This is a genomic window from Pseudomonas sp. SWRI179 (assembly GCF_014268705.1).
Classification (GTDB): domain Bacteria; phylum Pseudomonadota; class Gammaproteobacteria; order Pseudomonadales; family Pseudomonadaceae; genus Aquipseudomonas; species Aquipseudomonas zanjanensis.
In genome coordinates this window covers 36039-61802 of the sequence record NZ_JABWRA010000011.1, presented here as the reverse complement: position 1 = coordinate 61802, position 25764 = coordinate 36039, and the positions used below count along the sequence as shown (strand labels likewise).

Annotated in this window: 20 protein-coding genes; 8 read left to right on the top strand and 12 right to left on the bottom strand. The window is 62.4% G+C overall.

The window, feature by feature from the left end:
• Positions 1-76: 76 nt before the first annotated feature.
• Both HU767_RS08660 and HU767_RS08655 read left to right on the top strand, forming a co-directional pair.
• Positions 77-2077: a U32 family peptidase gene (locus tag HU767_RS08660; protein ID WP_186705797.1), complete on the top strand. Its 2001-nt coding sequence runs from the start codon at positions 77-79 to the stop codon at positions 2075-2077.
• Positions 2078-2396: 319 nt separating this feature from the next.
• Positions 2397-4136 carry a dipeptidase gene (locus tag HU767_RS08655; RefSeq protein WP_186729280.1) on the top strand — a complete coding sequence of 580 codons (1740 nt, stop codon included), beginning with the start codon at positions 2397-2399 and terminating at the stop codon, positions 4134-4136.
• A 158-nt stretch (positions 4137-4294) separates the two neighbouring features.
• Here the strand turns inward: HU767_RS08655 and HU767_RS08650 are convergent, their stop codons facing one another.
• A complete protein-coding gene (locus HU767_RS08650) occupies positions 4295-4522 on the bottom strand; it encodes a DUF3079 domain-containing protein (protein WP_186729279.1) in 228 nt (75 codons plus the stop codon).
• A 204-nt stretch (positions 4523-4726) separates the two neighbouring features.
• Between HU767_RS08650 and HU767_RS08645 the strand changes: the two genes are divergently transcribed.
• From HU767_RS08645 to HU767_RS08630, 4 genes are read left to right on the top strand one after another with little or no spacing between them, the layout of a single operon-like run.
• A complete protein-coding gene (locus tag HU767_RS08645) occupies positions 4727-5257 on the top strand; it encodes an iron transporter (RefSeq protein ID WP_186705794.1) in 531 nt (176 codons plus the stop codon).
• A gap of 2 nt (positions 5258-5259) precedes the next feature.
• Entirely contained in the window at positions 5260-5604 is a 345-nt protein-coding gene (locus HU767_RS08640; RefSeq protein ID WP_186729278.1) for a cupredoxin domain-containing protein, read from the top strand.
• Between the two features lie 22 nt (positions 5605-5626).
• Positions 5627-6481, top strand: coding sequence for an FTR1 family protein (locus tag HU767_RS08635; protein WP_186729277.1), 855 nt, complete (start codon positions 5627-5629; stop codon positions 6479-6481).
• Complete coding sequence (locus HU767_RS08630; protein WP_186729276.1) at positions 6469-7836, top strand: 4Fe-4S binding protein; 1368 nt, start codon at positions 6469-6471, stop codon at positions 7834-7836. The genes HU767_RS08635 and HU767_RS08630 overlap by 13 nt, the downstream gene beginning before the upstream one ends.
• A 257-nt stretch (positions 7837-8093) precedes the next feature.
• Here HU767_RS08630 and HU767_RS08625 read toward each other — a convergent pair whose 3' ends face one another.
• From HU767_RS08625 to HU767_RS08575, 11 genes are all read right to left on the bottom strand, one after another.
• Positions 8094-8789 (bottom strand): anaerobic ribonucleoside-triphosphate reductase activating protein, encoded by a 696-nt coding sequence (locus HU767_RS08625; protein ID WP_225917587.1) that lies wholly within the window; start codon positions 8787-8789, stop codon positions 8094-8096.
• Complete coding sequence (gene nrdD / locus HU767_RS08620) at positions 8786-8947, bottom strand: anaerobic ribonucleoside-triphosphate reductase (RefSeq protein ID WP_186729275.1); 162 nt, start codon at positions 8945-8947, stop codon at positions 8786-8788. Before nrdD ends, HU767_RS08625 begins: the two co-directional genes overlap by 4 nt.
• A gap of 31 nt (positions 8948-8978) precedes the next feature.
• Complete coding sequence (locus HU767_RS08615) at positions 8979-10994, bottom strand: ribonucleoside triphosphate reductase (RefSeq protein ID WP_186729274.1); 2016 nt, start codon at positions 10992-10994, stop codon at positions 8979-8981.
• Between the two features lie 374 nt (positions 10995-11368).
• The gene (gene moaA, locus HU767_RS08610; protein WP_186705789.1) at positions 11369-12361 is read right to left on the bottom strand and encodes a GTP 3',8-cyclase MoaA; all 993 of its coding nucleotides are present in this window, start codon (positions 12359-12361) and stop codon (positions 11369-11371) included.
• Positions 12362-12386: 25 nt separating this feature from the next.
• Entirely contained in the window at positions 12387-13340 is a 954-nt protein-coding gene (locus HU767_RS08605; protein ID WP_186705788.1) for a peptidylprolyl isomerase, read from the bottom strand.
• Between the two features lie 10 nt (positions 13341-13350).
• A complete protein-coding gene (gene narI / locus HU767_RS08600) occupies positions 13351-14031 on the bottom strand; it encodes a respiratory nitrate reductase subunit gamma (protein ID WP_186705787.1) in 681 nt (226 codons plus the stop codon).
• Positions 14024-14779 (bottom strand): nitrate reductase molybdenum cofactor assembly chaperone, encoded by a 756-nt coding sequence (gene narJ / locus HU767_RS08595; protein ID WP_186729273.1) that lies wholly within the window; start codon positions 14777-14779, stop codon positions 14024-14026. Before narJ ends, narI begins: the two co-directional genes overlap by 8 nt.
• A gap of 2 nt (positions 14780-14781) precedes the next feature.
• Positions 14782-16320, bottom strand: a complete 1539-nt coding sequence (gene narH, locus HU767_RS08590) for a nitrate reductase subunit beta (RefSeq protein WP_186705785.1) — start codon at positions 16318-16320, stop codon at positions 14782-14784.
• A 1-nt stretch (position 16321) separates the two neighbouring features.
• On the bottom strand, positions 16322-20095 hold the full coding sequence (locus tag HU767_RS08585) for a nitrate reductase subunit alpha (RefSeq protein WP_186729272.1): 3774 nt from the start codon (positions 20093-20095) through the stop codon (positions 16322-16324).
• A 64-nt stretch (positions 20096-20159) separates the two neighbouring features.
• A complete protein-coding gene (locus HU767_RS08580) occupies positions 20160-21557 on the bottom strand; it encodes a NarK family nitrate/nitrite MFS transporter (RefSeq protein WP_186729271.1) in 1398 nt (465 codons plus the stop codon).
• Positions 21535-22836, bottom strand: coding sequence for a nitrate/nitrite transporter (locus tag HU767_RS08575; protein ID WP_186705782.1), 1302 nt, complete (start codon positions 22834-22836; stop codon positions 21535-21537). Before HU767_RS08575 ends, HU767_RS08580 begins: the two co-directional genes overlap by 23 nt.
• Before the next feature lie 308 nt (positions 22837-23144).
• Here HU767_RS08575 and HU767_RS08570 point away from each other — a divergent pair, with 308 nt between their 5' ends.
• Together HU767_RS08570 and narL are read left to right on the top strand one after the other, a co-directional pair.
• Complete coding sequence (locus HU767_RS08570; RefSeq protein ID WP_186729270.1) at positions 23145-24944, top strand: HAMP domain-containing protein; 1800 nt, start codon at positions 23145-23147, stop codon at positions 24942-24944.
• Complete coding sequence (narL, locus tag HU767_RS08565) at positions 24941-25588, top strand: two-component system response regulator NarL (protein ID WP_186705780.1); 648 nt, start codon at positions 24941-24943, stop codon at positions 25586-25588. The genes HU767_RS08570 and narL overlap by 4 nt, the downstream gene beginning before the upstream one ends.
• Positions 25589-25764: the final 176 nt, after the last annotated feature.

The following is a 25764-nucleotide window of genomic DNA, read 5'->3' as shown; positions in this document are numbered from 1 at the left end:
CAAGTCCACAGGTGCCGGCGAGGCGCCTGGCGGCTACAATGCGCGCTTCGACCGTGACCAGCCTGACTAAAAACAAATGTCCTTGCCCAAACATCATCTGGAATTGCTCAGCCCCGCCCGCGACGTGACCATCGCCCGCGAGGCCATCCTGCATGGCGCCGACGCCGTGTACATCGGTGGCCCGAGTTTCGGCGCACGTCACAACGCCTGCAACGAGGTGGGCGATATCGCCCGGCTGGTGGAATTCGCCCACCGCTACCACGCCCGTGTGTTCACGACCATCAACACCATCCTGCACGACAACGAACTGGAGCCGGCCCGCCAGCTGATCCACCAGTTGTACGATGCCGGCGTCGACGCGTTGATCGTCCAGGACCTGGGGGTGATGGAGCTGGATATCCCGCCCATCGAGCTGCACGCCAGCACCCAGACCGACATCCGCACCCTGGCCCGGGCCAAGTTCCTCGACCAGGCCGGTTTCTCGCAACTGGTCCTGGCCCGTGAGCTGAACCTGCAGGAGATCCGCGCCATCGCCGACGAGACCGATGCGGCCATCGAGTTCTTCATCCACGGCGCGTTGTGCGTGGCCTTTTCCGGCCAGTGCAACATCTCCCACGCCCAGAACGGCCGCAGCGCCAACCGTGGCGACTGCTCCCAGGCCTGTCGCCTGCCCTACACCTTGAAGGACGACCAGGGCCGGGTGGTCGCCTATGAAAAACACCTGCTGTCGATGAAAGACAACAACCAGAGCGCCAACATCCGCGCCCTGGTCGAAGCCGGCGTGCGTTCGTTCAAGATCGAAGGGCGCTACAAGGACATGGGCTATGTGAAGAACATCACCGCCTATTACCGCCAGCGCCTGGACGATGTCCTTGAAGACCGCCCGGACCTGGCCCGTGCGTCCAGCGGCCGCACCGCACACTTCTTCGTTCCCGACCCGGACAAGACCTTCCACCGTGGCAGCACCGACTATTTCGTCAGCGAGCGCAAGATCGACATCGGCGCCTTCGACTCGCCGACCTTCACCGGCGTGCCGGTGGGCGTGGTGGAAAAAGTCGGCAAGCGCGACTTGCAAGTGGTGACCTTCGATCCGCTGTCCAACGGCGACGGCCTCAACGTGCTGGTCAAGCGCGAAGTCGTCGGTTTCCGCGCTAACATCGCCGAGCCCAAGGGTGAGTTCGAAGAGGACGGCCAGAAGCGTTACCGCTACCGCGTCGAACCCAACGAGATGCCAGCCGGTATGTACCAGTTGCGCCCCAACCATCCGTTGAGCCGCAACCTGGACCACAATTGGCAGCAAGCATTGCTCAAGACCTCTTCCGAGCGTCGGGTCGGCCTGGCCTGGGTGGCGTGTCTGCGTGAAGAACGCCTGGAACTGACCGCCACCAGCGAAGAAGGCATCAGCGCCAGTGTTGCCCTCGATGGGCCGTTCGGCCTGGCGAACAAGCCGGAACAGGCCCTGGAGCAACTGCACGACCTGCTCGGCCAACTGGGCACCACCGAATACCACGCCACCGCCATCGAGCTGGATGCGCCCCAGGCGTTTTTCATCCCCAACTCGCAGCTCAAGGCGTTGCGCCGCGAAGCCATCGAAGCCCTGACCGCCGCCCGCATCGAGGCCCACCCACGCGGTGGCCGCAAGGCCGAGACCAGCCCGCCACCGGTGTACCCGGAGTCGCACCTGTCGTTCCTGGCCAACGTCTATAACCAGAAGGCCCGGGACTTCTACCATCGCCACGGGGTCAAGCTGATCGACGCGGCATTCGAGGCCCACGAGGAAACCGGTGAAGTGCCGGTGATGATCACCAAACACTGCCTGCGCTTCTCGTTCAACCTGTGCCCCAAGCAGGCCAAGGGCGTCACCGGCGTGCGCACCAAGGTCGCGCCGATGCAGCTGATCCACGGTGATGAAGTGCTGACGCTGAAGTTCGACTGCAAACCTTGCGAGATGCACGTGGTCGGCAAGATCAAGGGCCACATCCTCGACCTGCCATTGCCCGGCAGCACGGCGCAGCCCGTGGTAGGCCATATCAGCCCGGAAGACCTGCTCAAGACGATCCCGCGCGCACCGCATTAAGCAATAGCAAGCCCACATTGGGTTTCGGGCGTTCACAAAACATGCATCCACCACAGGTCCCTGTGGGAGCGGGCTTGCTCGCGAAGGCGGCATAACAGTCAACGATGATGTTGAATGTGCTGGCCTCTTCGCGAGCAAGCCCGCTCCCACACAGAGTATCGGGTGCTTGGAATGGATGTTTCATTTCTACGTCGCTTTCGCTTTTCCGGGCGACAAATCGTGTTCAAGGGGCTCCCCCGCCGCGCGCTCATGGTGTTAGGTTGTAAGTGATTGTTTCCATCAAACGACACTTCTCCCCTGCAAAGGAATGCCTGCCACCATGAACTTCCCGTTCAAGCGTCTTGCCATTGCCACCCTCATACTGTCCAGCCTGTCGTCATTCGCGATGTCGGCCAGCGCCAACATCACCGCACAACAAAGCGCGGCCATCGTCAAAACCTTCTCCGACACCTCCGTCAAGGATTTCAGGCACTTCCTTGGAGAGGTCGCCAAGAGCGACCTGGCCAAAACCGCCGACCTCGGCCCGGCCATCAGCGCCTTCCAAGACAACAAGACGCTGACCGCTGAACAACAGAACGAAATCCACCGCTTGCTGGGCCTTTACGCTCGGGTGAAATACGGCGAAGCCGCCACCGAGACGCTGAAGGAACTGGTCGCCATCCCGACCTATCGCAAGGACGGCGTTGCCCAGCACGAGAACCCGGAATTCCTCAAGATCGCCGACGAGATCAAGCGCCTCGCCGAATCCTTCGACCTGAACTTCCGCAACATCGACAACCGCGTCTATGAGATTTCCCTAGAAGGCAGCGGCGATGAAGTCGTTGGCATCCACGCCCATGCCGACGTGGTCCCGGTCACGCCGGAGAACTGGGTGTTGAAAGACGGTACGCGCCTCGATCCGTTCAAGGTCACCCTGGTGGGTGATCGCATGTATGGCCGCGGTACCGAGGACGACAAGAACGGTATCGTCGTGACGCTCTACGCCATGAAAATCATCAAGGAAGAAAAACTGCCGCTGGCGCGCAACTTCAAGCTGCTGGTCGACACCACCGAAGAAACCACCGGCGACGCCATCCCCTATTATTTCGAACGCAACCCGACGCCCAATTACAACCTGGCGCTGGATGGCGGCTACCCCGTGGTGATCGCCGAGAAAGGCTACGGCACGGTCATGGCCAACTTCCCTCGCCGCGCGGCCCAGGGCAAGGGCGCCGAAATCATCGCGTTGACGGGGGGCATGGCGACCAACCAGATCCCGTCGACCTCGGTGGCGACATTCGTGACCGACCAGCCCACAGATCTGGCAGCGAACCTGCTCAAGGCCGGCACCGAATTCGCCAAGGCCAATGGCGGCAACTTTGAGGTAAAAAGCGCAGTGGCCGACAACGCGGTCAAGCTGACCTTCACTGGCGTTTCGGCCCACTCCTCCGAGCCCGAATCAGGCGTCAACCCGGTCTCCAGAATGCTGGTGTTCATCGACGGTCTCGACGGCAAGGTCGCCCTCAAGCACAACCATATCACCGACGCCGCCCGCTACGCCGCCGACAACTGGGGGCTGGACTATCTGGGCAACAAGCTGGGGATTGGCTTCTCCGATGCATTCATGGGGCCGCTGACCGCGTCCCTGACCTACGTCGGCATGGATGAGCAGACCTTCAAGCTGGCGGTCAACCTGCGGGTGCCGGTGGGCAAGCCAACCGAAACGCTGAAGACTGAAATCAACGATAAGCTCTCCGCCTGGGCCAAGAAGTCCCAGGTCGCCGTAGCCTTCGACAACACTATCGACGCACCGATGTACCGAAATCCCGAAGGTGAATGGGTCAAGGCGCTACTCGCCGTCGCCACGGAGAACCTGGGCATGGAGCACACGTTCGGCACTTCCGCCGGCGCCACCTCGGTCCATGACCTGCCCAACGGCGTGCAATTCGGCCTGGCGATGCCCAACGTCAAGTACACCGGGCACAACGACAATGAGTTCAAGACGGTGGAGCAGTTCCTGCTGGACTTGCAGATCGTGACCGAGATGATGGGGCGGATCGGGCAGTTGCCGAAGCTCTGATCGGCCCTGAGCGAGACGGTTATCAAGGCCTGTGGGTGATCATTGTGGCGAGGGAGCTTGCTCCCGCTCGGTTGCGCAGCGACCGCAAGTTTTTTGGGACTGCTGCGCAGTCCAGCGGGAGCAATCTCTGGCCACAGGTTTACCCTTATTCCTTCACCTTATTCCTTCAGGTGAGTAGCGCTTGGATCGATGACCTTCGCGGTAACGTCGACCAACTCCAGCCCCCAATCCCCATGCAGGTACCAGTCCTCGCCGATCATCTCGGCCGGGTGCATCGTGCGATCGGCACCGTTGCCGCAGGCCAGCGCATTGGTCGGACAGTAACGATCACACCCCCAGCAAATGCGCTCGGGATGCTTGGGACTGATGGGAAACGGCTTTGCCATGAGGCCCCCGTATAACCAATGGGTGTACCCGTACCCTACTCCGGCGGGCCACTGCCGCCCTTGATCCTGATCAAGAACAGCCGCACGGGAACGAACTGACGTTCACCGATCAAAAATTCACGCTGAAAATTGACAAGAATCATTATTATTCGCAGCGAAGCTTCCTAGACTCGGCGCCATCCTTTAGCCAACCAGGAAGTCATCATGCGTACCCTTGCTCCGTTGTCCCTCGCCCTGCTGTTGCTGCCAACATTGGCCCAGGCCAAGGAATACCCCATCGGCGAACCGCAACTGTGCCCGGGGCTGGAAGTCGGCGCGGTGTACCTGCAACCGATCGAAATGGCCCCCGCCGGGATGATGCGCGCCACGGCCGAGTCCGACGTGCACCTGGAAGCCGACATCCGCGCCACCGCGGACAACCAGCAAGGCTTCCAGGAAGGCAGTTTCGTGCCTTATCTGAACGTGTCGTTCCAACTGAAGAAACAAGGCAACGACACCGCGCTCAAGGGCGACTTCCACGCCATGGTCGCCAACGACGGGCCGCACTACGGCGACAACGTCAAGCTGCTCGGCCCTGGCAAATATCAATTGACCTTCACCGTCCTGCCACCGGGCGGCCACGCCTCCCTCGGTCGTCATACCGACAAGGAAACCGGCGTGGCGCCGTGGTTCGAACGCTGCGAACTGCACTACGAATTCGTCTACGCCGGGATCGGTAAAAAAGGCGGGTACTGAACATGAGCCACCGATCCTGGCCGTCCTGCCTGGCCTGGCTGACGCTGGCCGGTCTGCTGCTGCCATCCATCGCCCAGGCCGAACTGCCCACTTATGAATTGAGCATCCGCGACGGGCATTTCACGCCGCCGCAACTGGAAGTACCGGCCGGGCAACGCTTCAAGATCGTATTGAAAAATGTCGGCCAGGGCCCGGCGGAGTTCGAAAGCACGCCATTGCGCGTCGAGAAAGTGCTCTCGCCCGGCGTTACGACGTTCGTGGTCATTCATCCGCTGCGCCCTGGGCACTACCCGTTTTTCGACGAATTCAATCCGCAACTGCCCGAGGGCGGGATTCTCGCCCGGTAATCGGCCAGCAGGAGGCGTTAGCATGACTCAATCGATGTTTATTGTCTGGCGCGAAAGCGTCGAGGCATTGTTGGTGATCGGGATTCTCCAGGCCTGGGTCAGCCAGCAGCAGCAGGCCAGCCAACTGCGACGTTATGTATGGGCCGGCGCGGCGTTGGGCTTGCTGCTTTCCGGCGTGCTGGCCGGCCTGATCCTGCTCGCCGGCGAGGCCATGAGCGGTACCACCAGTGAATGGTTCCAGGCGGCGTTGGCCTTGGTCGCCAGCTTGCTGATCGTGCAGATGGTCGGCTGGATGCACCGAAACGCACGGACGCTCAAGCATGACCTGACACGCCACGCCGACCAGCGCCTGGGCCGCCAGGGTGGCCTGGGCCTGTTGGTCCTGGCCTTGCTCGCCGTCAGCCGCGAAGGCAGTGAAACCGTGGTCTTCCTGTATGGCGCCGGTGCGCGCCTGCACGGGCCGCCATTGGGCTTGTTCGCCGTGGGCGCACTGGCCGGGCTGGTGTTGTCGCTGCTGACCGTCTCCCTGCTGCACAGCAGTCGCCGGTTCATCTCGTGGCCGCGTTTTTTTGCCATCAGCGAAGCGATCCTGCTGCTGTTGGGCGCGGCACTGCTGGTCAGCGCCTTCGAGCGGGTCGGCGGGCAATTGCTGGCGATGGATTGGCCCGAGGCGGTGTATCGCGGCATTGGCAATGCGCTGTGGGACAGCAGTGCGCTCCTCGACGACGGCCACGGTTTGGGTGGGTTCCTGGCGGATTTCGCTGGGTATCGGGCCAGTCCGAGTGCGATGACGTTGCTGGTGTGGCTGGGCTATTGGGGAGTGGTCGCGGGTTGGTTGCGACCACGTAAGGCGGAAACCCTGCCATGCCCGACCTGAACCCCTGGCTTCAACGCCTGGGCGACGGCATGCGTCGCCATGGCTCGGCAATTCGTGCGGTGCAATGGGCGGTGGTGCTGTTCTACGCGGTGCTGTTGGTGGTGCCGGCCCTGTTGCCATTGCCCACTAGTCAGGCGCGGCTGTTGGACAACCTGACGCTGCTGGCGCAGTTCCTGTTCTGGGGCATCTGGTGGCCGTTCGTGTTGCTGTCGATCGTGCTGTTCGGTCGCCTCTGGTGTGGCGTGTTGTGCCCGGAAGGCGCTTTGAGCGAATGGGCCAGCCAGTACGGCAAGGGCCTCGGGGTGCCGCGCGGGGTGCGCTGGGCTGGCTGGCCGACGTTGGCGTTCTGCCTGACCACGGTCTACGGCCAGTTGATCAGCGTGTACGACTATGCCCAGGCAGCGCTGTTGATCCTCGGCGGCTCGACCGTCGCCGCAGTGATCGTCGGCCTGTTGTTCGCCCGGGGCAAGCGGGTGTGGTGCCGTTACCTGTGCCCGGTCAGCGGTGTGTTTGCCCTGCTCGCTCGCCTGGCGCCGGTGCACTTTCAGGTGGATGAACAACGCTGGCTGGAAAACCCGCCGCCCCGGCGCCCGCCCCCCAACTGCGCACCGCTGCTGGACATCCGTCGCCTGCGCGGCGCCGCCGATTGCCACGCCTGTGGTCGTTGCAGCGGCCAGCGCGACGCGGTACGGCTGATTGCCCGCTCCAGCAACGCGGAGATCCTCCAAGCGACAGCCAACACCCTTTCGCCCTGGGATGCTCGTTTGCTGCTGTTCGGCGTCATCGGCCTGGCCATGGGCGCCTTCCAGTGGACCGTCAGCCCCTGGTTCATCGACCTCAAGCAAAGCCTGGCCCAATGGCTGGTGAGTCACGATTGGCTCTGGGCACTCCAGGACAACGCGCCCTGGTGGCTGCTGACCCACTATCCGCAACTCAATGACAGTTTCAGTTGGCTCGACGGTTTTTGCATCGTTGCGTACCTGGGCCTGAGTGCGCTGCTGATGGGCACTTCGTTGCTGTTTCTCATGCGCCTGGCCGCATGGCTCTCAGGCGACACGACAAACTACCAGCCCCTGGCCCTCACCCTGACGCCCCTTGGCGGTGCCGGGTTGTTCCTCGGTTTGTCGGCAACCACGGTCAAGTTGTTGCGCTATGAAGGCCTGTTGCTGGAGTGGGTACCGCCGGCCCGGGCCGCGCTTTTAACGGCCGCGATCGCCTGGAGCCTGTGGCTGGGCTGGAAGCGCCTGCAGGCAAGCGTGGCATCGCCGATCCGACGCGTGCCCGCCATGGCCTGCCTGGTCCTGGCCAGCGGCTGGGTGGGGTATGGCTGGTGGTTGCAATTCTGGGGCTGGTGATCGAGGGATTGCGGGGATTTCACAAAAGCCATTCCCACCACAATTCCCCTGTGGGAGCGGGCTTGCTCGCGAATGCGTCGGGTCAGCTACATATACATTGACTGACAAACCGCCTTCGCGAGCAAGCCCGCTCCCACAATGGTTTCGGGGTGATTGTTGAATTTGTATTCACCACAGATCCCTGTGGGAGCGAGCTTGCTCGCGAAGGGGGCGTGTCAGACGACATCCCTGCCAGCAGACCCACCGCTATCCACCACTCAACTGCGCAACACAAACGAAGGAAACAACTCGCGCATGGCCGCCCACAGCTCAGGCTGCAAGGCCTGCGCCGAGACGCTGGAAAGATGAGGATCAAGCATCCGGGCAGTGCGCACCAGTTGCACGGCAAAGCGGCTGACGCCACGCTCGTTCAGGCGCCGGGCCAGGGTCAGCAACCGTTCGGGGTCGAACAGATGCCAGTGCACCGTCGTGCGACATTCATAGTCCACGCCGCTGTCCAGCAAATGATCGAGGCTGCGCCAGTTGGCGGCGCCGCTGCCTTCGACCCGGGTCACGTCCAGGGCATCTTCGGGCAAGGCCTTGACGTCGAAGCCCACCCAATCGGCTTGCCCAACTACCTTGGCGAAGGCCGCCGGCTTGATGCCAGCGCTGTGCAGGCCGATGCGAAAACCCATCTGCCGCACTTCTTCCATGGCCGGCCCCAGGCCGTCCTGCAAGGTCGGCTCGCCGCCGCTGAACACCACGGCGTCGAGCAGATCCTGCCGGCGTTGCAGAAACGCCAACACCCGGCACCAATCCACCTCTTCGCTACCGCGCGGCGGGATCAGTTGCGGGTTATGGCAATAACGACAACGCCAGGCACACCCCTGGCAAAACAGCACGCAGGCCAGTTGGCCCGGGTAATCGAGGGTGGTCAGGGGCACCATGCCCCCGACCCGTAGCACTCGACTCATGGACGCCCGGCCGCGCGTTCGGTGAAGTGCACCCGCTCGCGGTGCTCGGACTGCTTGCCCGGGTTGAAGGCCGCCACCGGGCGGTGATAACCCATCACCCGGGTCCAGACTTCGCAACGTTGACGCTGTGCCTGTGGAGTCGTTTGTACTGCGCTCATGGATAAAGCTCCTAACGGTCGATGGATCGGATCAGTGAACGCTGCCTGCCGACTGCTGTTGCAGCAGCAAGGCCTCGTCGCATTTCGGGCAGAACTCGTGTTCGCCAGCCAGGTAGCCGTGCACCGGGCAGATGGAAAAGGTCGGCGTGATGGTCAGGTACGGCAGGCGGAAACGTCCCAGGGCCTTGCGCACCAGTTGCTTGCAGGCCTGGGTGGAGGAAATCTGCTCGGCCATGTACAGGTGCAACACGGTGCCGCCGGTGTATTTGCATTGCAGTTCGTCTTGCAGCTCCAGGGCTTCGAACGGATCCTCGGTGAAGCCCACCGGCAGTTGCGAGGAGTTGGTGTAGTACGGCGCAACCGAGCTGCCGGCCTGCAGGATATCCGGGTAACGCTTGAGGTCTTCCTTTGCGAAGCGGTACGTGGTGCCTTCGGCGGGCGTGGCCTCGAGGTTGTAGAGGTGACCCGTTTCCTCCTGGAAACGCAGCAGCGTGGCCCGCACGTGATCCAGCAGTTTCAGGGCGAAGGCCCGGCCCTGCTCGGTGTGCAGGCCTTGTTGGTCATCGGTGAAGTTGCGCAGCATTTCGTGCAGGCCATTCACGCCAATGGTGGAGAAGTGATTGCGCAACGTGCCCAGGTAGCGCTTGGTGTAGGGATACAAGCCAGCATCCATGTGATGCTGGATGACCTTGCGCTTGACCTCCAGGCTCTCTTTCGCCAGTTCCATCAGGGTATCGATGCGTTGCAGCAACCCACTGGTGTTGCCTTTGTACAGGTAGCCCAGGCGCGCGCAGTTGATCGTCACCACCCCCAGGGAGCCGGTCTGTTCCGCGGAGCCGAACAAGCCGCCACCGCGCTTGAGCAGCTCGCGCACGTCCAGTTGCAGGCGGCAGCACATTGAGCGCACCTGGTTGGGTTGCATGTCCGAGTTGAGGAAGTTCTGGAAATACGGCAAACCGTAGCGGGCGGTCATTTCGAACAGCCGGTCGGCGTTCTCGCTGTCCCACGGGAAGTCGTGAGTGATGTTGTAGGTTGGGATCGGGAAAGTGAAGACCCGGCCTTTCGCATCGCCGGCCTGCATCACTTCGATGTAGGCGCGGTTGATCAACTCCATTTCCGCTTGCAGGTCACCGTAGGCGAACGGCATTTCTTCGCCGCCGATGATCGGGATCTGCTCACGCAGGTCCTGGGGACAGACCCAGTCGAATGTCAGGTTGGTGAACGGGGTTTGCGTGCCCCAGCGCGACGGTACGTTGAGGTTGTAGATGAACTCCTGCAACGACTGGCGAATCTCGTCGTAGCTGAGCTGATCCTTGCGCACATAGGGCGCCAGGTAGGTATCGAACGAGCTGAACGCTTGGGCACCGGCCCATTCGTTTTGCAGGGTGCCGAGGAAATTCACCATCTGGCCCAGGGCACTGCTCAAGTGCTTGGGCGGCCCAGCCTCGACCCGCCCGGGCACGCCGTTGAGACCTTCGTGCAACAAGGTGCGCAAGGACCAACCGGCACAGTAGCCGGCGAGCATGTCCAGGTCGTGGATATGCAGGTCTGCCTCGCGGTGCGCCTCGCCGATGGCCTGGCTGTAGACTTCGTCGAGCCAGTAGTTGGCGGTGACCTTGCCCGACACGTTGAGGATCAGCCCGCCCAGGGAATAACCCTGGTTGGCGTTGGCCTGCACGCGCCAGTCTTCGCGATCCAGGTATTCGTTCATCGACGTGGCGACTTCCACCAGCGTACGGCGATCCCGACGCAGGCGTCCGTGCTGCTCGCGGTAGACGATGTAGGCGCGCATGGACAGGAAGTACCCGGCGTCCATCAGCACACGCTCGACTCGATCCTGGATCTGCTCGACATTCAACCGCGTCTGCCCTTCCAACCGCGCCAATACCGCCTCAAGCAAGCCTTCAGCCTCGGCTTCGGCGTATTCGCCGGTGGCCTTGCCAGCGGCGATCAACGCCTGGCGGATCTTGTCCGCATCAAAGGCGACCACACTGCCATCGCGCTTGTGCAAGCGGTTACAGCCTACTGAGATCAACGTGCTCTGCATTTTGGCTCCAGATACTACATATAGGTGTTATTTATATTTAAGACACAATATGCAGTGGAGATTACGGACAAAAGGCAGGGTTGCAATTGATCGACATCAAGAATTGGGGGCGACTGCCATCAGCCTTGAAAGGTCATTTTGGAAGCCTCCCCAGATCCCCAGTGGGAGCGAGCAAGCTCGCTCCCACATTGGTTTCGGAGTGACTGCAGGATCTGAATTCACCCAAAATCCCCCTGTGGGAGCGGGCTTGCTCGCGAAGAGGCCAGCACATTCAACATCCATGCAAGCTGACCCACCGCCTTCGCGAGCAAGCCCGCTCCCACAGGAGTTTCGGGGTAACTGTGGGATTTATATTCATCACAGCCCCCCTTCTGCTAACCACCACTCATGTTCATGAACCGCACGATCTGTACTTCCCCGCCAGGGCTGAAGTCATGCTGCAAGGGCTTGCCCTTGAGTGCCTGTTTGATCGACTGAATGATCGGCTGATCGTCCAGCGGATAACGCCGCAGCAAGCCGCGCAGGTCGAGGGAGTCCTCTTGCCCGAGGCACAGCAGCAAGCGCCCTTCGACGGTCATGCGCACGCGATTGCAACTAGCGCAGAAGTTATGGGTGTTGGGCGAAATGAAACCGATGCGGGTCTGCGGATGATGCGCCAGGCGCACATAACGCGCCGGCCCGCCGCTGCTCTCGGCACTGTCGAGCAGGCGATGATGGCGGGCGATCTCGGCCCTCACCTCATCGCTGGAACAGAACGACTCGCCCCGGGAACGCCCCACCTCGCCCAAGGGCATTTCTTCGATGAAACTGATGTCGATGCGTTGATCGATGGCGTACTGCACCAACGCCGGGACTTCATCGAAGTTGCGCCCTTTCATGACCACGCAGTTGAGCTTGATCCGCTCGAACCCAGCGACCTTCGCCGCGTCGATGCCGGCCAGCACCCGGTCCAGATCGCCGTTACGGGTGATCGCCCGAAAACGCTCGCCGTCCAGGCTGTCGAGGCTGATGTTCATGCGTTTGACCCCAGCGTCCACCAGGGGCTGGGCCAATCGTCCCAACTGCGAGCCATTGCTGGTCATCACCAGTTCCCGCAGGCCGGGCAATGCCGCGATGTCGCGACACAGCCCGACGATGCCCGGACGGATCAGCGGCTCGCCACCGGTCAGGCGGATTTTCTTCACCCCCAGGCCGACGAACAGCCGCGCCAGGCGCTGCAATTCCTCCAGGGTCAACACTTGCTGACGCGGCAGGAAGGTCATGTTCTTCGCCATGCAATACACACAACGAAAATCACAACGATCGGTCACCGACATCCGCAAATAATCGATCTGGCGCCCAAACCCGTCCTGCAACACCGCGTTCATGAAGATCTCCCGATTGAGCCCGTGCTCACTGCACCAGCGGCGAGTCGGCGCCCTGAAGGTGAATGCCGCGAATGTCCGCCGCACCGATCAGGGTTTGCAGGTACTGCACCAGCGCCTTTTGCCAAACGCCCTGCTGCAACTGGGTACGAATCGCCGTCGCCACCGCCTCATACGGCAATGGTTGTCCATCGATGCGCTGGTCGATGCTGATCACGTGCCAGCCATAACGGCTTTCCAGCGGTTTGCTGGCCAGGCCCGCCGGCAGGGTGAACAACTGGCGCTCCAGCTCCGGCACGGTCTGGCCCTTGCTGATCTGCCCCAACGAGCCGCCCTGCTCCTTGGATGGACACGCCGAATACTTCAGTGCCAGCTCGGCGAAGCTGCCCGGGAACTGGTCCAACCGTTCCAGCAGCAGCTCGGCCTGGACATGGGCCAGGCTGCGGGCCTCGGCATCGTCCGGCGCACATTCGAGCAGGATGTGCCGCACCGCCAGCAATGGCGCGCTGTGGAAGCGAGCGCGGTTGCTTTCGTAGTAACGCAGGCAGGTGGCCTCGTCGCACTGCGGCACCAGCACCTCACGTTCCAGCAACAGCCGCGTCGCCGCTTCTTCTTCGTTTTCGCCGGCACCGACCTGCAACGCCAGGCCCAGCTCGGCGATGCGCTGCTGGAGCAATTCGCGAATCACCAGCGCCCGAGCGGCCTGGTAGACCGCCTCCTCGCGACTGTCAGCCGGGTGATATTGCAGCTCCTGGGCCATCGCCTGCGGGGCGATCGACACCCCGTTGACGCTGATGATCGGCCACTCCTGCTCACTGCTGGCGATCAGCTGTGGCGCTTCATCCTCTGCCACCGGCCCCGCCTGGGCCGGCTCGAACTGCACCGCCCCAACCGGCTCCACATCAACCACCGGCGGCACTTTTGCCGAGGAACCGCAACCACCGCCCCCGCTACCACCGCCACATCCGCATCCACTCGCCATGATCTTCTCCTCAGAACTTCTGCCGAACGATTTGATAACGACGCCCCAGGTACCAGACCGGCGCACTGACGATGTGGACCAGACGGGTGAACGGGAACAGCACGAACAGCGTCAGGCCCAGCACCACGTGGAGCTTGTAGACCAGGCCCACCGGCGCGATCGAGGTCGCGGCTTCAACCGGGCGCAACAGCACGGTGTTCTGGGCCCAGTCGGCCAGCATCACCATCACCGAGCCGTCCATATGGGCGGTGGATGCGACGATGGTCATCAGCCCCAACACCAACTGCACCAGCAATACCACCAGCACCAGGATGTCCGACACATTGGAGGTGGCGCGCACCCGTGGGTCGGTCAGGCGCCGGTTGAGCAGCATCAGCAAACCGATCAGGCCAAGCACGCCGAAGAAACCGCCGGAAACCATCGCCAGCAACTGCTTGTTCTCGGTACTCAGGAAGTGGTGATACACCGCCGAAGGCGTCAGCAGCCCGACGAAATGCCCGGCCAGCACAAACAGCACACCGATGTGAAACAGGTTGCTGGCCACGCGCATGCCGCGCTTGTTCAGCATCTGGCTCGAACCGGCCTTCCAGGTGTACTGGGACAGATCAAAGCGTGCCCAACTGCCGAGCAGGCAAATCGCCAAAGCGACATAGGGGTAGACCCCGAACAACAACAGATCCCATTTAGACATTGCCCACCTCCCCGGCAGGCGCTGCGGCCCGCCCTTCATGCTGAAAATCCACCCAGTGCAGCGGCACTGCACTTTCGTCCCGGGCCTTGCCCGGCGCGCTTGGCATCGAACTGCAGCGGTCCTGCTGCTCGGCCTTCATGAAATCCACGGCCTCTTCTTCCCAGACCTTGTCCAGGGCTTCGAGGGAGTCATCCCGATGCTCGGCCTTCACCTGTTCGAGCATCTCGGCCACCGCCGCCTGGGGTTCTGTCCCGGCGATCTGCAACAAGGCCCGGAAGCAACTGGCGTAGGCGCTTTCACGCTCCTCCAGGCGCGCCGCGAGCAAGGCCAGCAGGTGCGCCACATCGGCCAGGCCCTCGCGGGCCTCCAAGTCTTCGCGGGTGGAGAGAAACTCCAGGTACAGCGGGATGTAGTCGGGCAGTTCCTTGACGCCGATGGCGAACCCGGCTTCTTCGTACTGGGCCATCATGTCGACCATGGCCTGGCCCCGGTCGCGGGACTCGCCATGGACGTGTTCGAACAGCAGCAGCGACAGTGAACGACCGCGGCCGAACAGCGCACCGTAGTGCTCCTGGCCATCCATCAGGTCCTGGCCGCAGACCAGCTCCAGCAACTCGAACAACCCGGCACGCTGGGCGGGACTGATTTCCCGCGCCTGCTCGATCGCCTGCTCCAGCTCGTCGCGACCGGCCACCAGGGTCTCGGTCGGGTAATCGAGCAGCAACGAAATCACCTTGAGAATGCGCATGCTCATTCCTCCCACAACTGTACGGTCTTGATCACGTCGCGGCGGTTGGCTTTCTTGCCACCGAACATGTTGGTGTCGGAGCTGCCGCTGCAACCGCTGCCGAAACTGAAACCACAACCGGAGCGCTCGGCGAACGCGTCGCTCATGGCGTCTTCGCGGTGGGCACTCGGCACCACGAAACGGTCTTCGTAGTTAGCGATGGCCAGGTAGCGGTACATCTCTTCCACCTGGTTCACGCTCAGGCCGACGTCAGCCAGCACTTGCAGGTCCTGCACGCCGTCGACCTGCTCGGCCCGTTTGTAGGCGCGCATCGCCAGCAAGCGTTTGAGCGCAAGCTTGACCGGCTTTTCATCGCCGGCGGTGAGCATGTTCGCCAGGTAGCGCAGCGGGATCCGCAGGCTGTCGACGTCCGGGATCACGCCGTTCATACCCACCGTGCCAGCCGTGGCAGCGTTCTGGATCGGCGACAGTGGCGGCACGTACCAGACCATCGGCAAGGTGCGGTATTCCGGGTGCAGCGGCAGTGCGAGCTTCCAGTCCACGGCCATTTTGTAGACCGGCGAACGTTGGGCCGAATCGATCACCGACTGCGGCACGCCATCGGCCAGGGCCTGGCGAATCACCGCCGGGTCGTTCGGGTCGAGGAAGATCTCCAGTTGCTTCTCGTACAGGTCCTGCTCGTTGGCGGTGCTCGCCACTTCGCTGATGCGGTCGGCGTCATACAGCAGCACACCGAGGTAACGGATCCGACCGACGCAGGTTTCGGCGCAAACGGTCGGCATCCCGGCTTCGATACGTGGGTAGCAGAAGATGCATTTTTCCGACTTGCCGCTCTTCCAGTTGAAGTAGATCTTCTTGTACGGGCAGCCGCTGATGCACATGCGCCAGCCGCGGCATTTCTCCTGGTCGATGAGGACGATGCCGTCCTCCTCGCGTTTGTAGATCGCACCGCTCGGGCACGATGCCGCGCACGCCGGGTTCAGGCAGTGCTCGCACAGGCGCGGCAGGTACATCATGAAGGTGTTTTCGTACTCGCCGTAGATGTCCGCCTGGATCTTGTCGAAGTTCTTGTCCTTGCGCCGCTTGGCGAATTCAGTACCGAGGATTTCCTCCCAGTTCGGGCCCCATTCGATCTTCTCCATGCGTTTGCCCGACACCACCGAGCGTGGGCGCGCGGTGGGTTGGTGCTCGCCCAGCGGTGCGGTGTGCAAGTGCTGGTAGTCGAAGTCGAACGGCTCGTAGTAATCGTCCAGGCTCGGCAGGTCCGGGTTGGCGAAGATGTTTGCCAGCACGCGGAACTTGCCGCCGATGCGCGGGTTGATCGAGCCGTCGGCGTTGCGCACCCAGCCGCCCTTCCACTTGTCCTGGTTCTCCCATTCCTTGGGATAGCCGATGCCCGGCTTGGATTCGACGTTGTTGAACCAGGCGTATTCCATGCCTTCACGGCTGGTCCAGACGTTCTTGCAGGTAATCGAGCAGGTGTGGCAGCCGATGCATTTGTCCAGGTTCAGGACCATGCCGATTTGTGAGCGAATCTTCATCTCAGTTCTCCTCGATATCAGTCGGCAGTGGACGCGGCAAATCATCGCCACTGGAACCGTCGAGCCAATCGACCTTGACCATCTTGCGCACCACGACGAATTCGTCGCGGTTGCAACCGACCGTGCCGTAATAGTTGAAGCCGTAGGCCTGTTGGGCGTAGCCGCCAATCATGTGGGTGGGCTTGAGCACCACGCGGGTCACCGAGTTGTGGTGGCCGCCACGGGTCTTGGTGGTTTCCGAACCCGGCACGTTCACGATCCGTTCCTGGGCGTGGTACATCATCACCATGCCTTCCTTGACCCGCTGGCTGACCACCGCCCGGGCGGTCAGCGCGCCGTTGGCGTTGAAGCATTCGATCCAGTCGTTGTCCTCGATACCGGCGCGCTTGGCGTCGATTTCCGAGAGCCAGACAATCGGTCCGCCACGGCTCAGGGTCAGCATCAGCAGGTTGTCGCTGTAGGTGCTGTGGATGCCCCACTTCTGGTGCGGGGTAATCCAGTTCAGGACGATCTCGGTCTCGCCATTGCTGCGTTTGCCCTTCACGCCGGCGATGGTGCGGGTGTTGACCGGTGGCCGATAGCTCATCAGTTGCTCGCCGAACGCCTGCATCCACGGGTGATCCTGGTAGAACTGCTGGCGGCCGGTGATGGTGCGCCATGGGATCGACTCATGGACGTTGGTGTAGCCGGCGTTGTAGCTCACGTGATCGTCTTCCAGGCCGGACCAGGTCGGGCTGGAAATGATCTTGCGCGGCTGGGCCTGGATGTCGCGGAAGCGAATCGCCTCGTGCTCCTTCGACACCGCCAGGTGGCTGTGGTCGATGCCGGTGAATTCCGACAGTGCTGCCCAGGCTTTCACCGCGACATGGCCGTTGGTTTCCGGGGCCAGGGACAGGATCACTTCGGCGGCGTCGATGGCGCTGTCGATTTTTGGCCGGCCTTGGCTGATGCCCGCGTCGACTTCCTTGTGGTTCAGCTCACCAAGGAATTTCACTTCGGTGTCGGTGTTCCAGTTGATGCCCTTGCCGCCGTTGCCGAGTTTTTCCAGCATCGGGCCCAGGGAGGTGAACTGCTTGTAGATGTTCGGGTAGTCACGCTCGACCACTTGCAGGTTCGGCGCGTTCTTGCCCGGTTGTGGGGCCACGCCGGCGCTCTTCCAGTCGGTGCCGCCAAACGGCTGGGCCAGTTCGCCGACGCTGTCGTGCATCAACGGTACGGTGACCAGGTCTTTCTCGACGCCGAGGTGACCGACCGACATGGCCGAGAACGCCTTGGCGATGCCTTTGTAGATTTCCCAGTCCGAACGTGATTCCCAGGCCGGATCGATGGCGGCCGACAGTGGGTGAATGAACGGGTGCATGTCCGAGGTGTTCATGTCGTCTTTTTCGTACCAGGTGGCGGTCGGCAAGACGATGTCGGAATACACGCAGGTCGAGGACATGCGGAAGTCCAGGGTGGTCACCAGGTCGAGCTTACCAATGGCGCCCTCGTCGACCCATTCGGCTTCGGTGGGCTTGCACTCGGTGCCATGGCCGATGTCTTCGTTCATCACGCCGTTCTTGGTACCGAGCAGGTACTTGAGCATGTACTCGTGGCCCTTGCCCGAAGACCCGAGCAGGTTGGAACGCCAGATGAACATGTTGCGCGGGAAGTTCACTGGGCTGTCCGGCTGCTCGCAGGCAAAACGCAAGGAACCGTCCTGCAGCGACTTGACCACGTAGTCCTTCGGATCAAGGCCGGCGGCGGCGGCATCGCGGCAGATATTCAGCGGGTTGGTGTTGAGCTGTGGCGCGCTGGGCAACCAACCGGCGCGTTCGGCGCGGATGTTGTAGTCCAGGGCGTGCTCGGGGAACTGCGACTTGTCCGCCAAGGGCGAGAGCACATCGTGCATGCTCATCTTCTCGTGGCGCCATTGCGAACTGTGGCCGTAGAAGAAGCTGGTGCCGTTCATCTGCCGTGGCGGACGGTTCCAGTCCAGGCCAAAGGCCAGGGGCAGCCAGCCGCATTGTGGACGGAGTTTTTCCTGGCCAACGTAGTGGGCCCAGCCGCCGCCGGTCTGGCCGACGCAACCGCAGAGCATGAGCATGTTGATCAGCCCACGGTAGTTCATGTCCATGTGGTACCAGTGGTTCATCGCCGCACCGACGATGATCATCGAGCGTCCACGGGTCTTGTCGGCGTTGTCGGCGAACTCGCGGGCGATCTGGATCGCCTTCTCGCGGCTCACACCGGTGATCTGCTCCTGCCAGGCCGGGGTGCCGGGCACCGAGGCGTCGTCATAGTCCTTGGCAACGTTGGCGCCGCCCAGGCCACGGTCGATCGCCAGGTTGGCCGCCGACAGGTCGAACACCGTGGCGACTTTCGCTACGCTGCCATCGGCCAGCACCACGCTGTGCACCGGCACCCGCCGGAACTGCACCGCGTCGCCGGCCACGTGCTGGAAGTACTCCTGGGCTTCGCCGGCGAAGTACGGGAACGCCACCTCGGCGACGTCGCCGCCGATCAAGCTCAGCTTGAGGTCGATCTCACGTCCCTCACCGCCTTCACGGGGCAGGATGTTCCACTTGCCCTTCTCACCCCAGCGATAGCCGATGGAGCCTTGTGGCGACACCAGTTCGCCGGCGGCATCCAGGGCGATGGTTTTCCATTCCGGGTTGTTGTCCTGGCCGAGGTTGTCGGTCAGGTCGCTGGCCCGCAGAAAACGGTCCGGCTGGTAACCGGCGCCCGGCGCTGCGCCGAGCATCGGCTTGAGCATCACCAGCACCGGCAGGTCGGTGTAGCGCTTGGCGTATTCGGTGAAATAGGCGCTCGGCTTGTCCAGGTGGAATTCTTTGAAGATCACATGGTTAAAGGCCTGGGCCAGCGCGGCGTCGGTGCCCTGCTTGGGGTTGAGCCACAGGTCGGTGAGCTTGGCGACTTCCGAATAGTCCGGGGTAATCGCCACGGTCTTGGTGCCCTTGTAGCGCACCTCAGTGAAGAAGTGCGCGTCGGGGGTACGGGTCTGCGGGACGTTGGAGCCCCAGGCAATGATGTAGTTGGAGTTGTACCAGTCGGCCGATTCCGGCACGTCGGTCTGCTCGCCCCAGACCATCGGCGACGCTGGCGGCAAGTCGCAGTACCAGTCGTAGAAGCTCAGGCACACGCCACCGATCAGCGACAGGTAGCGCGAGCCGGCGGCGTAACTGACCATCGACATGGCCGGGATCGGCGAGAAGCCCACCACCCGGTCCGGGCCGTGTTCCTTGACGGTGTAGACGTTGGCCGCGGCAATGATCTCGTTGACTTCTTCCCAGTTGGAACGAATGAAGCCGCCCATGCCGCGCTTGCTCTTGTACGAGTCGGCCTTGGCCTTGTTCTCGACGATGCTGGCCCAGGCTTCCACCGGCGGCAAGGTCTGCCGGGCTTCGCGCCAGAGCTTGAGCAACGGCTTGCGGATCTTCGGGTACTTGAGCCGATTGGCGCTGTAGATGTACCAGCTGTAGCTCGCGCCACGAGGGCAGCCGCGTGGCTCGTGGTTAGGCAAGTCGTTGCGGGTGCGCGGGTAGTCGGTCTGCTGGGTTTCCCAGGTGATCAGGCCGTTCTTGACGTAGATTTTCCACGAGCACGAACCGGTGCAGTTCACTCCATGGGTGGAACGCACGATCTTGTCGTACTGCCAGCGGGAACGGTAGACGTTTTCCCAGTCGCGGGACTCCTTGCGGGTCTCGCCGTGGCCGTCTGAAAACTCGCCTTGCTTGCGGTTGAAGAACCGCAGTTGATCCAGTAAATGACTCACAATGTCTTCCTCTCAGGCTTGCTCCGCGGGGTCTGCGCCCCGCCCACGCAATAGTTGAATTCGTCTAGCAGGGGGTCGCCGCGCCTTTGCGGGCGTACCACCACCAGGTCACCACGATGCAGCTCAGGTAGAAGCCGACGAACATGTAGAAGGCCATCTCCGGGCCGCCGGTCAGGGCCATCGAAGTGCCGAAGGATTTGGGGATGAAGAAGGCTCCGAAGGCGCCCATGGCCGAGCTGAAGCCCAGCACGGCAGCCGATTCCTTGCCGGCATTCTTCAGGGCCTGCTCGCGCTGCTCGGGCTTTTTGCCCAGGGCGGCTTTCTCATGCAGGGTGCGGAAGATCACCGGGATCATGCGGAAGGTCGAACCGTTGCCCACGCCGGTGGTGATGAACAGCAACATGAACATGCCCAGGAAGCCGTAGAAGCTGCCGCCCTCGCCGCCCTTAGGCAGAAAGTGCAAGACGCCGAACACCATCACGATCATCAACACGAAGTTCCACAGGGTGACTTTCGCACCGCCGAGCTTGTCCGCCAGCCAGCCGCCCAGCGGCCGCACCAAGGCGCCCACCAGCGGACCGAGGAAGGCGAATTTCAACGCGATCACTTCAGGAAACGAGGTCTTGATCAGCAGCGGGAACGCGGCGGAGAAACCGATGAAGGAGCCGAAGGTCGCCAGGTACAACCAGCACATCAGCCAGTTGTGCTTGCGCTTGAAAATCACCGCCTGTTCGCTGAACGAAGCCCGGGCGCTGGACAAATCGTTCATGCCGAACCAGGCAATCAGGGTCACGGCGAGGATGAACGGCACCCAGATGAAACCGGCGTTCTGCAACCACAGCGAGCTGCCATCGGCCAGCACTTGGGGTTGGCCGCCCATGAAGCCGAACACACCGAAGGAAATCACCAGCGGCACGCTGAACTGCATCACCGACACACCCAGGTTGCCCAGCCCGGCGTTCAGGCCCAGGGCGGTGCCCTGTTGGGATTTCGGGTAGAAGAAGCTGATGTTGGACATGCTCGAGGCGAAGTTGCCGCCGCCGAAACCGCAGAGCAATGCGATCAGCACGAACACGCTATAAGGCGTGGCCGAATCCTGCACCGCGAAGCCCATCCACAACGCCGGTATCAGCAACGACGCGGTGCTCAGCGCGGTCCAACGACGGCCACCGAAGATCGGCACCATGAACGAGTAGAAGATGCGCAAGGTCGCGCCAGACAGCCCCGGCAGCGCCGCCAGCCAGAACAGCTGGTCGGTGCTGAAGCTGAAGCCGATGGCGTTCAGGCGCACGATCACCGTGCTCCAGACCATCCACACGGCGAAGGCCAACAGCAGCGCCGGGATGGAGATCCACAGGTTGCGCCGGGCGGTCTGTTTGCCGCTGCGGCCCCAGAAGGCCGGGTCTTCCGGGCGCCAGTCATGAATGACCGGGCCCTTTTCAGGCGTTTGCAGAACGGACATGTTCTTCTCCTTGGGCAATGCTGGAAAACGGGGATTGGCTGGCCGGCGGTTGTTTACCCAGCAGCGGGCGCTTGCGCACTTCGCTCAGGTACATCCAGATCAACGAGACCCAGACCACGCCGTACAGCAACATGAAGCAGGACGAGCGCACGCCGGTGAGGTCCACCAGGGCGCCAAACATGATCGGCAGCACGAAACCACCCAGGCCGCCGGCCAGGCCGACGATGCCGGACACCGCGCCCATGTTCTGCGGGTAGTCGTTGGCGATGTACTTGAAGACCGAGGCCTTGCCGAACGCGAAGGCGATGCCCATCACGAACAGCAGCACGGTGAACAGCGTGGCGTTGAGGCCGATGTGAAAATCAACGATGCCGTTGACGGTTTGCACTTGCAGCTGGGTTTGCGGATAGGACAGCAGGAACAGGCAGATCCAACTCACCCACAGCACCCACCAGGTCACGCTCTGGGCGCCCCAACGGTCGGACATCCAGCCACCGACGGCCCGCAGCACGCCACCGGGCAAGGAAAAACACGCCGCCAACAGCGCCGCGCTTTGCAGGCTGAAGCCGTATTCCTGCACGTAGTACTTGGTCATCCACAACGCCAAGGCCACGTAGCCGCCGAACACGATCGAGTAGTACTGGCAGTAGCGCCACACCGCAGGATCTTTCAGTGACTTGAGTTGCTCACGCAACGTGGCGCCGCCGGCACTGCGGTGTTCTTTTTTCTCGGCGGTGAGAAACCAGAACAGTAATGCCGTGATGAACAGGATCGCGCTGAACACCTTCGGCACCAGGTGCCAGGTTCCGAACGCGATCAGCGCCGGGGCGAGGAACTTGGTCACCGCCGCACCGGCGTTGCCCGCACCGAACACGCCCATGGCGAAACCCTGGTTCTGCTTATCGAACCATTTGGCGACGTAGGCGATGCCCACCGAGAACGAGCCGCCGGCCAGGCCGACGAACAGGCCCAGCACCAGGAACTGCCAATAGGCCGTGGCGAGGGTGATCAGGTACAGCGGCAACACGCAGGCGAGCATCAGCAGGAAGAACACGATCCGTCCGCCAAAGCGGTCGGTCAGAAGCCCCAGGGGCAAACGTACCAGAGAACCGGTGAGTACCGGCGTGGCGGCCAACAGGCCAAATTGGGTTTCGTTGAGGGCCAGCAATTCCTTGATCGGAACGCCGAGCACGGCAAACATCATCCAGACCATGAAGCACACGGTGAAGGCCAAGGTACTCATCCCTAGTACCAGCCCTTGTTGCACTTGTGCTCGCATTACGAGGCACTCCGTCAGTTCGATGAGCGCAGCCTAGTGATACGAACCCTGCGAAAACTTGACCTGGGTCAACGTGCCCCGGGGCGGTACAGGCCTATGCTTGGCCCGTCTACCTCCAAGGAGGTAGTCCTGGATATCGATCAAACCCTTTGTTTATCAATATCTTGATGACGTTGGCCGAGGCTTTTATGGAAACGGAACGGCCGACAACTCTTTAGAGGTAGTGCGCCCAGGATCGGCTGCTACACCCCCAGGTCCAGGGCGCCCGCTATGCTCGCTTCAACGTTTTGCCCCGCAGGCCCGCGTCAATGATGCGTTGGCTGCGCAGTTCCCTGCCCGCTCGCGCCGGGCTGGCGGTGATCCTGATCGCCATCCTGGCCCTGGCCAGTTCCTTGAGCGCCGGCTTGATCGCCTGGTTCAGCCAGGGCGACGCTGCCGCCATCAACACCGCCGGTTCCGTGCGCATGGAAACCTACCACCTGAGCTGGAAACTGGCGGCTGGGGTCAACGACGACATCCCGGCGATCATCGCCAGCCTGCAACAACGCCTCGACAGCCCGGCCCTGCGCGCCGTGCTGGAAGACGGGCCGGAAACCTCCTTGCACAAGAGCTATCGCGACCTCATGCAGCGCTGGAACCAGACCTTGCGTCCGGCCATCGAACGTGGCGACTCAGCGTTTTTCCAAAGCAGCGCCAGCTCTTTCGTGGAGCAGCTGGACCAGTTCGTCACCCTGCTGCAACGCCAGAGCGAACACAAACAAGGCTGGCAGCAGGCGATCCAGGGCATCGCGCTGTTCAGCACCATGATCATCCTGCTGATCGGCCTGTATGAGTTGCAGTACGGCGTGGTCACGCCCTTGCAGGAACTGGTGGACGCCACCCAGCGCTTTCGTCGTGGCGAATTCCAGGTGCGGGTCAACCATCAGTCCGAGGATGAACTGGGCCAGTTGGCGACCAGTTTCAACACCATGGCCGAGACCATCGAACAGTCCCACCGCACCCTGGAAGCCCAGGTGCAACAAAAGACCCTGAACCTGCAACAGGCCAATGCCGCCCTCGAATTGCTCTACCAGAGCAGTCGCAGCCTGGCGACGCGCCAGGCCAATGCCGAAGGCCTGGATGAATTGATCCGACGCTTCCAGCAGCGCCTGCCCGGCCTGCGCCTGACGTTGTGCCTGCAAGGACAATTGCAGGCCCCGGCCAAGCACCTGCTGGCCTTGCACGGCGCCGCCAGCCGCCAGGTTTGCGCCAGCAGCGATTGCGCCAGTTGCCACAAACACAACGCCGCGCGCCCACAGGCCTTCAGCATCAGCAACCAGGGCACCGAACTGGGTGAGCTCAAGGCGCATTTCGTCGATGGCCACGCGGCGCAACCCTGGGAAACCGCGTTGATCCAGGCCCTGGCCAACCTGATCGGCACCTCGCTGTCCCTCAAGCGCCAGCGCGAACAGGACCATCGCCTGCTGCTGCTCGACGAGCGCACGATCATCGCCCGGGAGCTGCACGACTCCCTGGCCCAGGCCTTGTCGTACATGAAACTGCAAGTCAGCCGCATGCAGACCCTGATGCGTCGCGGCGAACCGGTGCAGACCCTGGAGACTGTCACCGGCGAGCTGCGCGAGGGGCTGAACAACGCTTATCGGCAATTACGTGAGCTGCTCACCACCTTCCGCCTGCAGATCCGTGATGACGGCCTGGTCCAGGAACTCAAGGACACCGCCGAGGAATTCTCCAACCGCGGGGATTTCCAGGTGCACCTGTTCATCGACACCCTGGCCTTCGAGCTGTCGGCCAGCGAACAGATCCACATCCTGCAGATCACCCGCGAGGCCCTGTCCAACTGCCTGCGCCATGCCCATGCCGAAAACGCCTGGCTCGAACTGCGCCAGGAAGGCGAGACCGTGCGGTTGTCGATCGAAGACGATGGCCGTGGTTTCAGCGGCGAGGTCGACCAGCGCGAGCACCATGGCCTGAACATCATGAACGAACGGGCCCGCAGCCTGCAGGGCCAACTGCAGATTCATTCACGTACACCCCAGGGCACCCGTATCCAGGTGCATTTCCAACCGGAATTCCTGAGCCACCCCACCGAAGGCCTCGCGACATGAACGCCCCCCTGCGCCACACCCTGCTCCTGGTCGACGATCACCCGATGATGCGTCGCGGGATCCGCCAGATGCTTGAGCTCGAAGACGATTTGCACATCGTCGGCGAAGCCAGCCACGGCGAAGAAGCCCTGAGCCTGATCGAACCGCTCCAGCCCGACCTGGTGCTGCTGGACAACAACATGCCGCAGATGAACGGCATCGAGACCCTGCGCCGCCTGCGCGCCATGCACTACACCGGCAAGGTGCTGCTGTTCACCGTGTCCGATGCCGAGGACGACATCCGCGATGCCCTGCGCCTGGACGCCAACGGCTACTTGCTCAAGGACATGGAACCGGAGCTGCTGATCCAGTACATCCGCGACGCCCTCAACGGCGCCCTGGTGATCAGCCCCGGCCTGACCCGCGTCATGGCCCAGGCCCTGCGCTCGCCACCGCGCCAGGCCGACGTGGAACTGACCGAACGCGAACGCCAGGTCCTCAAGACCATCGCCGGCGGCTACAGCAACAAGGTCATCGGCCACAAGCTGGGCATCACCGAAGGCACGGTCAAGGTCCATGTGAAGAACCTGCTGCACAAGCTCGGCTTGCGTTCGCGGGTGGAAGCGGCGGTGTGGGCGATGGAGCATTTGCGCGGGGCGGGCTAGCCCTGGTTGGGGGCCATGAATAAACACACAACCTGTGGCGAGGGAGCTTGCTCCCGCTGGGGCGCGCAGCGGCCCTGTTTTTTTGGGGCCTGCTACGCAGCCCAGCGGGAGCAAGCTCCCTCGCCACAGGATCTGTGTTCTGCAGGCATTGATTTGACTGGCATGGCCGCTCCCCC

Bases quoted from the DNA above. Each gene is read 5' to 3' on its own strand.
- HU767_RS08660 (WP_186705797.1), top strand. From the start codon at position 77: ATGTCCTTGCCCAAACATCATCTGGAATTGCTCAGCCCCGCCCGCGAC.
- HU767_RS08655 (WP_186729280.1), top strand. From the start codon at position 2,397: ATGAACTTCCCGTTCAAGCGTCTTGCCATTGCCACCCTCATACTGTCC.
- HU767_RS08650 (WP_186729279.1), bottom strand. From the start codon at position 4,522: ATGGCAAAGCCGTTTCCCATCAGTCCCAAGCATCCCGAGCGCATTTGC.
- HU767_RS08645 (WP_186705794.1), top strand. From the start codon at position 4,727: ATGCGTACCCTTGCTCCGTTGTCCCTCGCCCTGCTGTTGCTGCCAACA.
- HU767_RS08640 (WP_186729278.1), top strand. From the start codon at position 5,260: ATGAGCCACCGATCCTGGCCGTCCTGCCTGGCCTGGCTGACGCTGGCC.
- HU767_RS08635 (WP_186729277.1), top strand. From the start codon at position 5,627: ATGACTCAATCGATGTTTATTGTCTGGCGCGAAAGCGTCGAGGCATTG.
- HU767_RS08630 (WP_186729276.1), top strand. From the start codon at position 6,469: ATGCCCGACCTGAACCCCTGGCTTCAACGCCTGGGCGACGGCATGCGT.
- HU767_RS08625 (WP_225917587.1), bottom strand. From the start codon at position 8,789: ATGAGTCGAGTGCTACGGGTCGGGGGCATGGTGCCCCTGACCACCCTC.
- nrdD (WP_186729275.1), bottom strand. From the start codon at position 8,947: ATGAGCGCAGTACAAACGACTCCACAGGCACAGCGTCAACGTTGCGAA.
- HU767_RS08615 (WP_186729274.1), bottom strand. From the start codon at position 10,994: ATGCAGAGCACGTTGATCTCAGTAGGCTGTAACCGCTTGCACAAGCGC.
- moaA (WP_186705789.1), bottom strand. From the start codon at position 12,361: ATGAACGCGGTGTTGCAGGACGGGTTTGGGCGCCAGATCGATTATTTG.
- HU767_RS08605 (WP_186705788.1), bottom strand. From the start codon at position 13,340: ATGGCGAGTGGATGCGGATGTGGCGGTGGTAGCGGGGGCGGTGGTTGC.
- narI (WP_186705787.1), bottom strand. From the start codon at position 14,031: ATGTCTAAATGGGATCTGTTGTTGTTCGGGGTCTACCCCTATGTCGCT.
- narJ (WP_186729273.1), bottom strand. From the start codon at position 14,779: ATGCGCATTCTCAAGGTGATTTCGTTGCTGCTCGATTACCCGACCGAG.
- narH (WP_186705785.1), bottom strand. From the start codon at position 16,320: ATGAAGATTCGCTCACAAATCGGCATGGTCCTGAACCTGGACAAATGC.
- HU767_RS08580 (WP_186729271.1), bottom strand. From the start codon at position 21,557: ATGTCCGTTCTGCAAACGCCTGAAAAGGGCCCGGTCATTCATGACTGG.
- HU767_RS08575 (WP_186705782.1), bottom strand. From the start codon at position 22,836: ATGCGAGCACAAGTGCAACAAGGGCTGGTACTAGGGATGAGTACCTTG.
- HU767_RS08570 (WP_186729270.1), top strand. From the start codon at position 23,145: ATGATGCGTTGGCTGCGCAGTTCCCTGCCCGCTCGCGCCGGGCTGGCG.
- narL (WP_186705780.1), top strand. From the start codon at position 24,941: ATGAACGCCCCCCTGCGCCACACCCTGCTCCTGGTCGACGATCACCCG.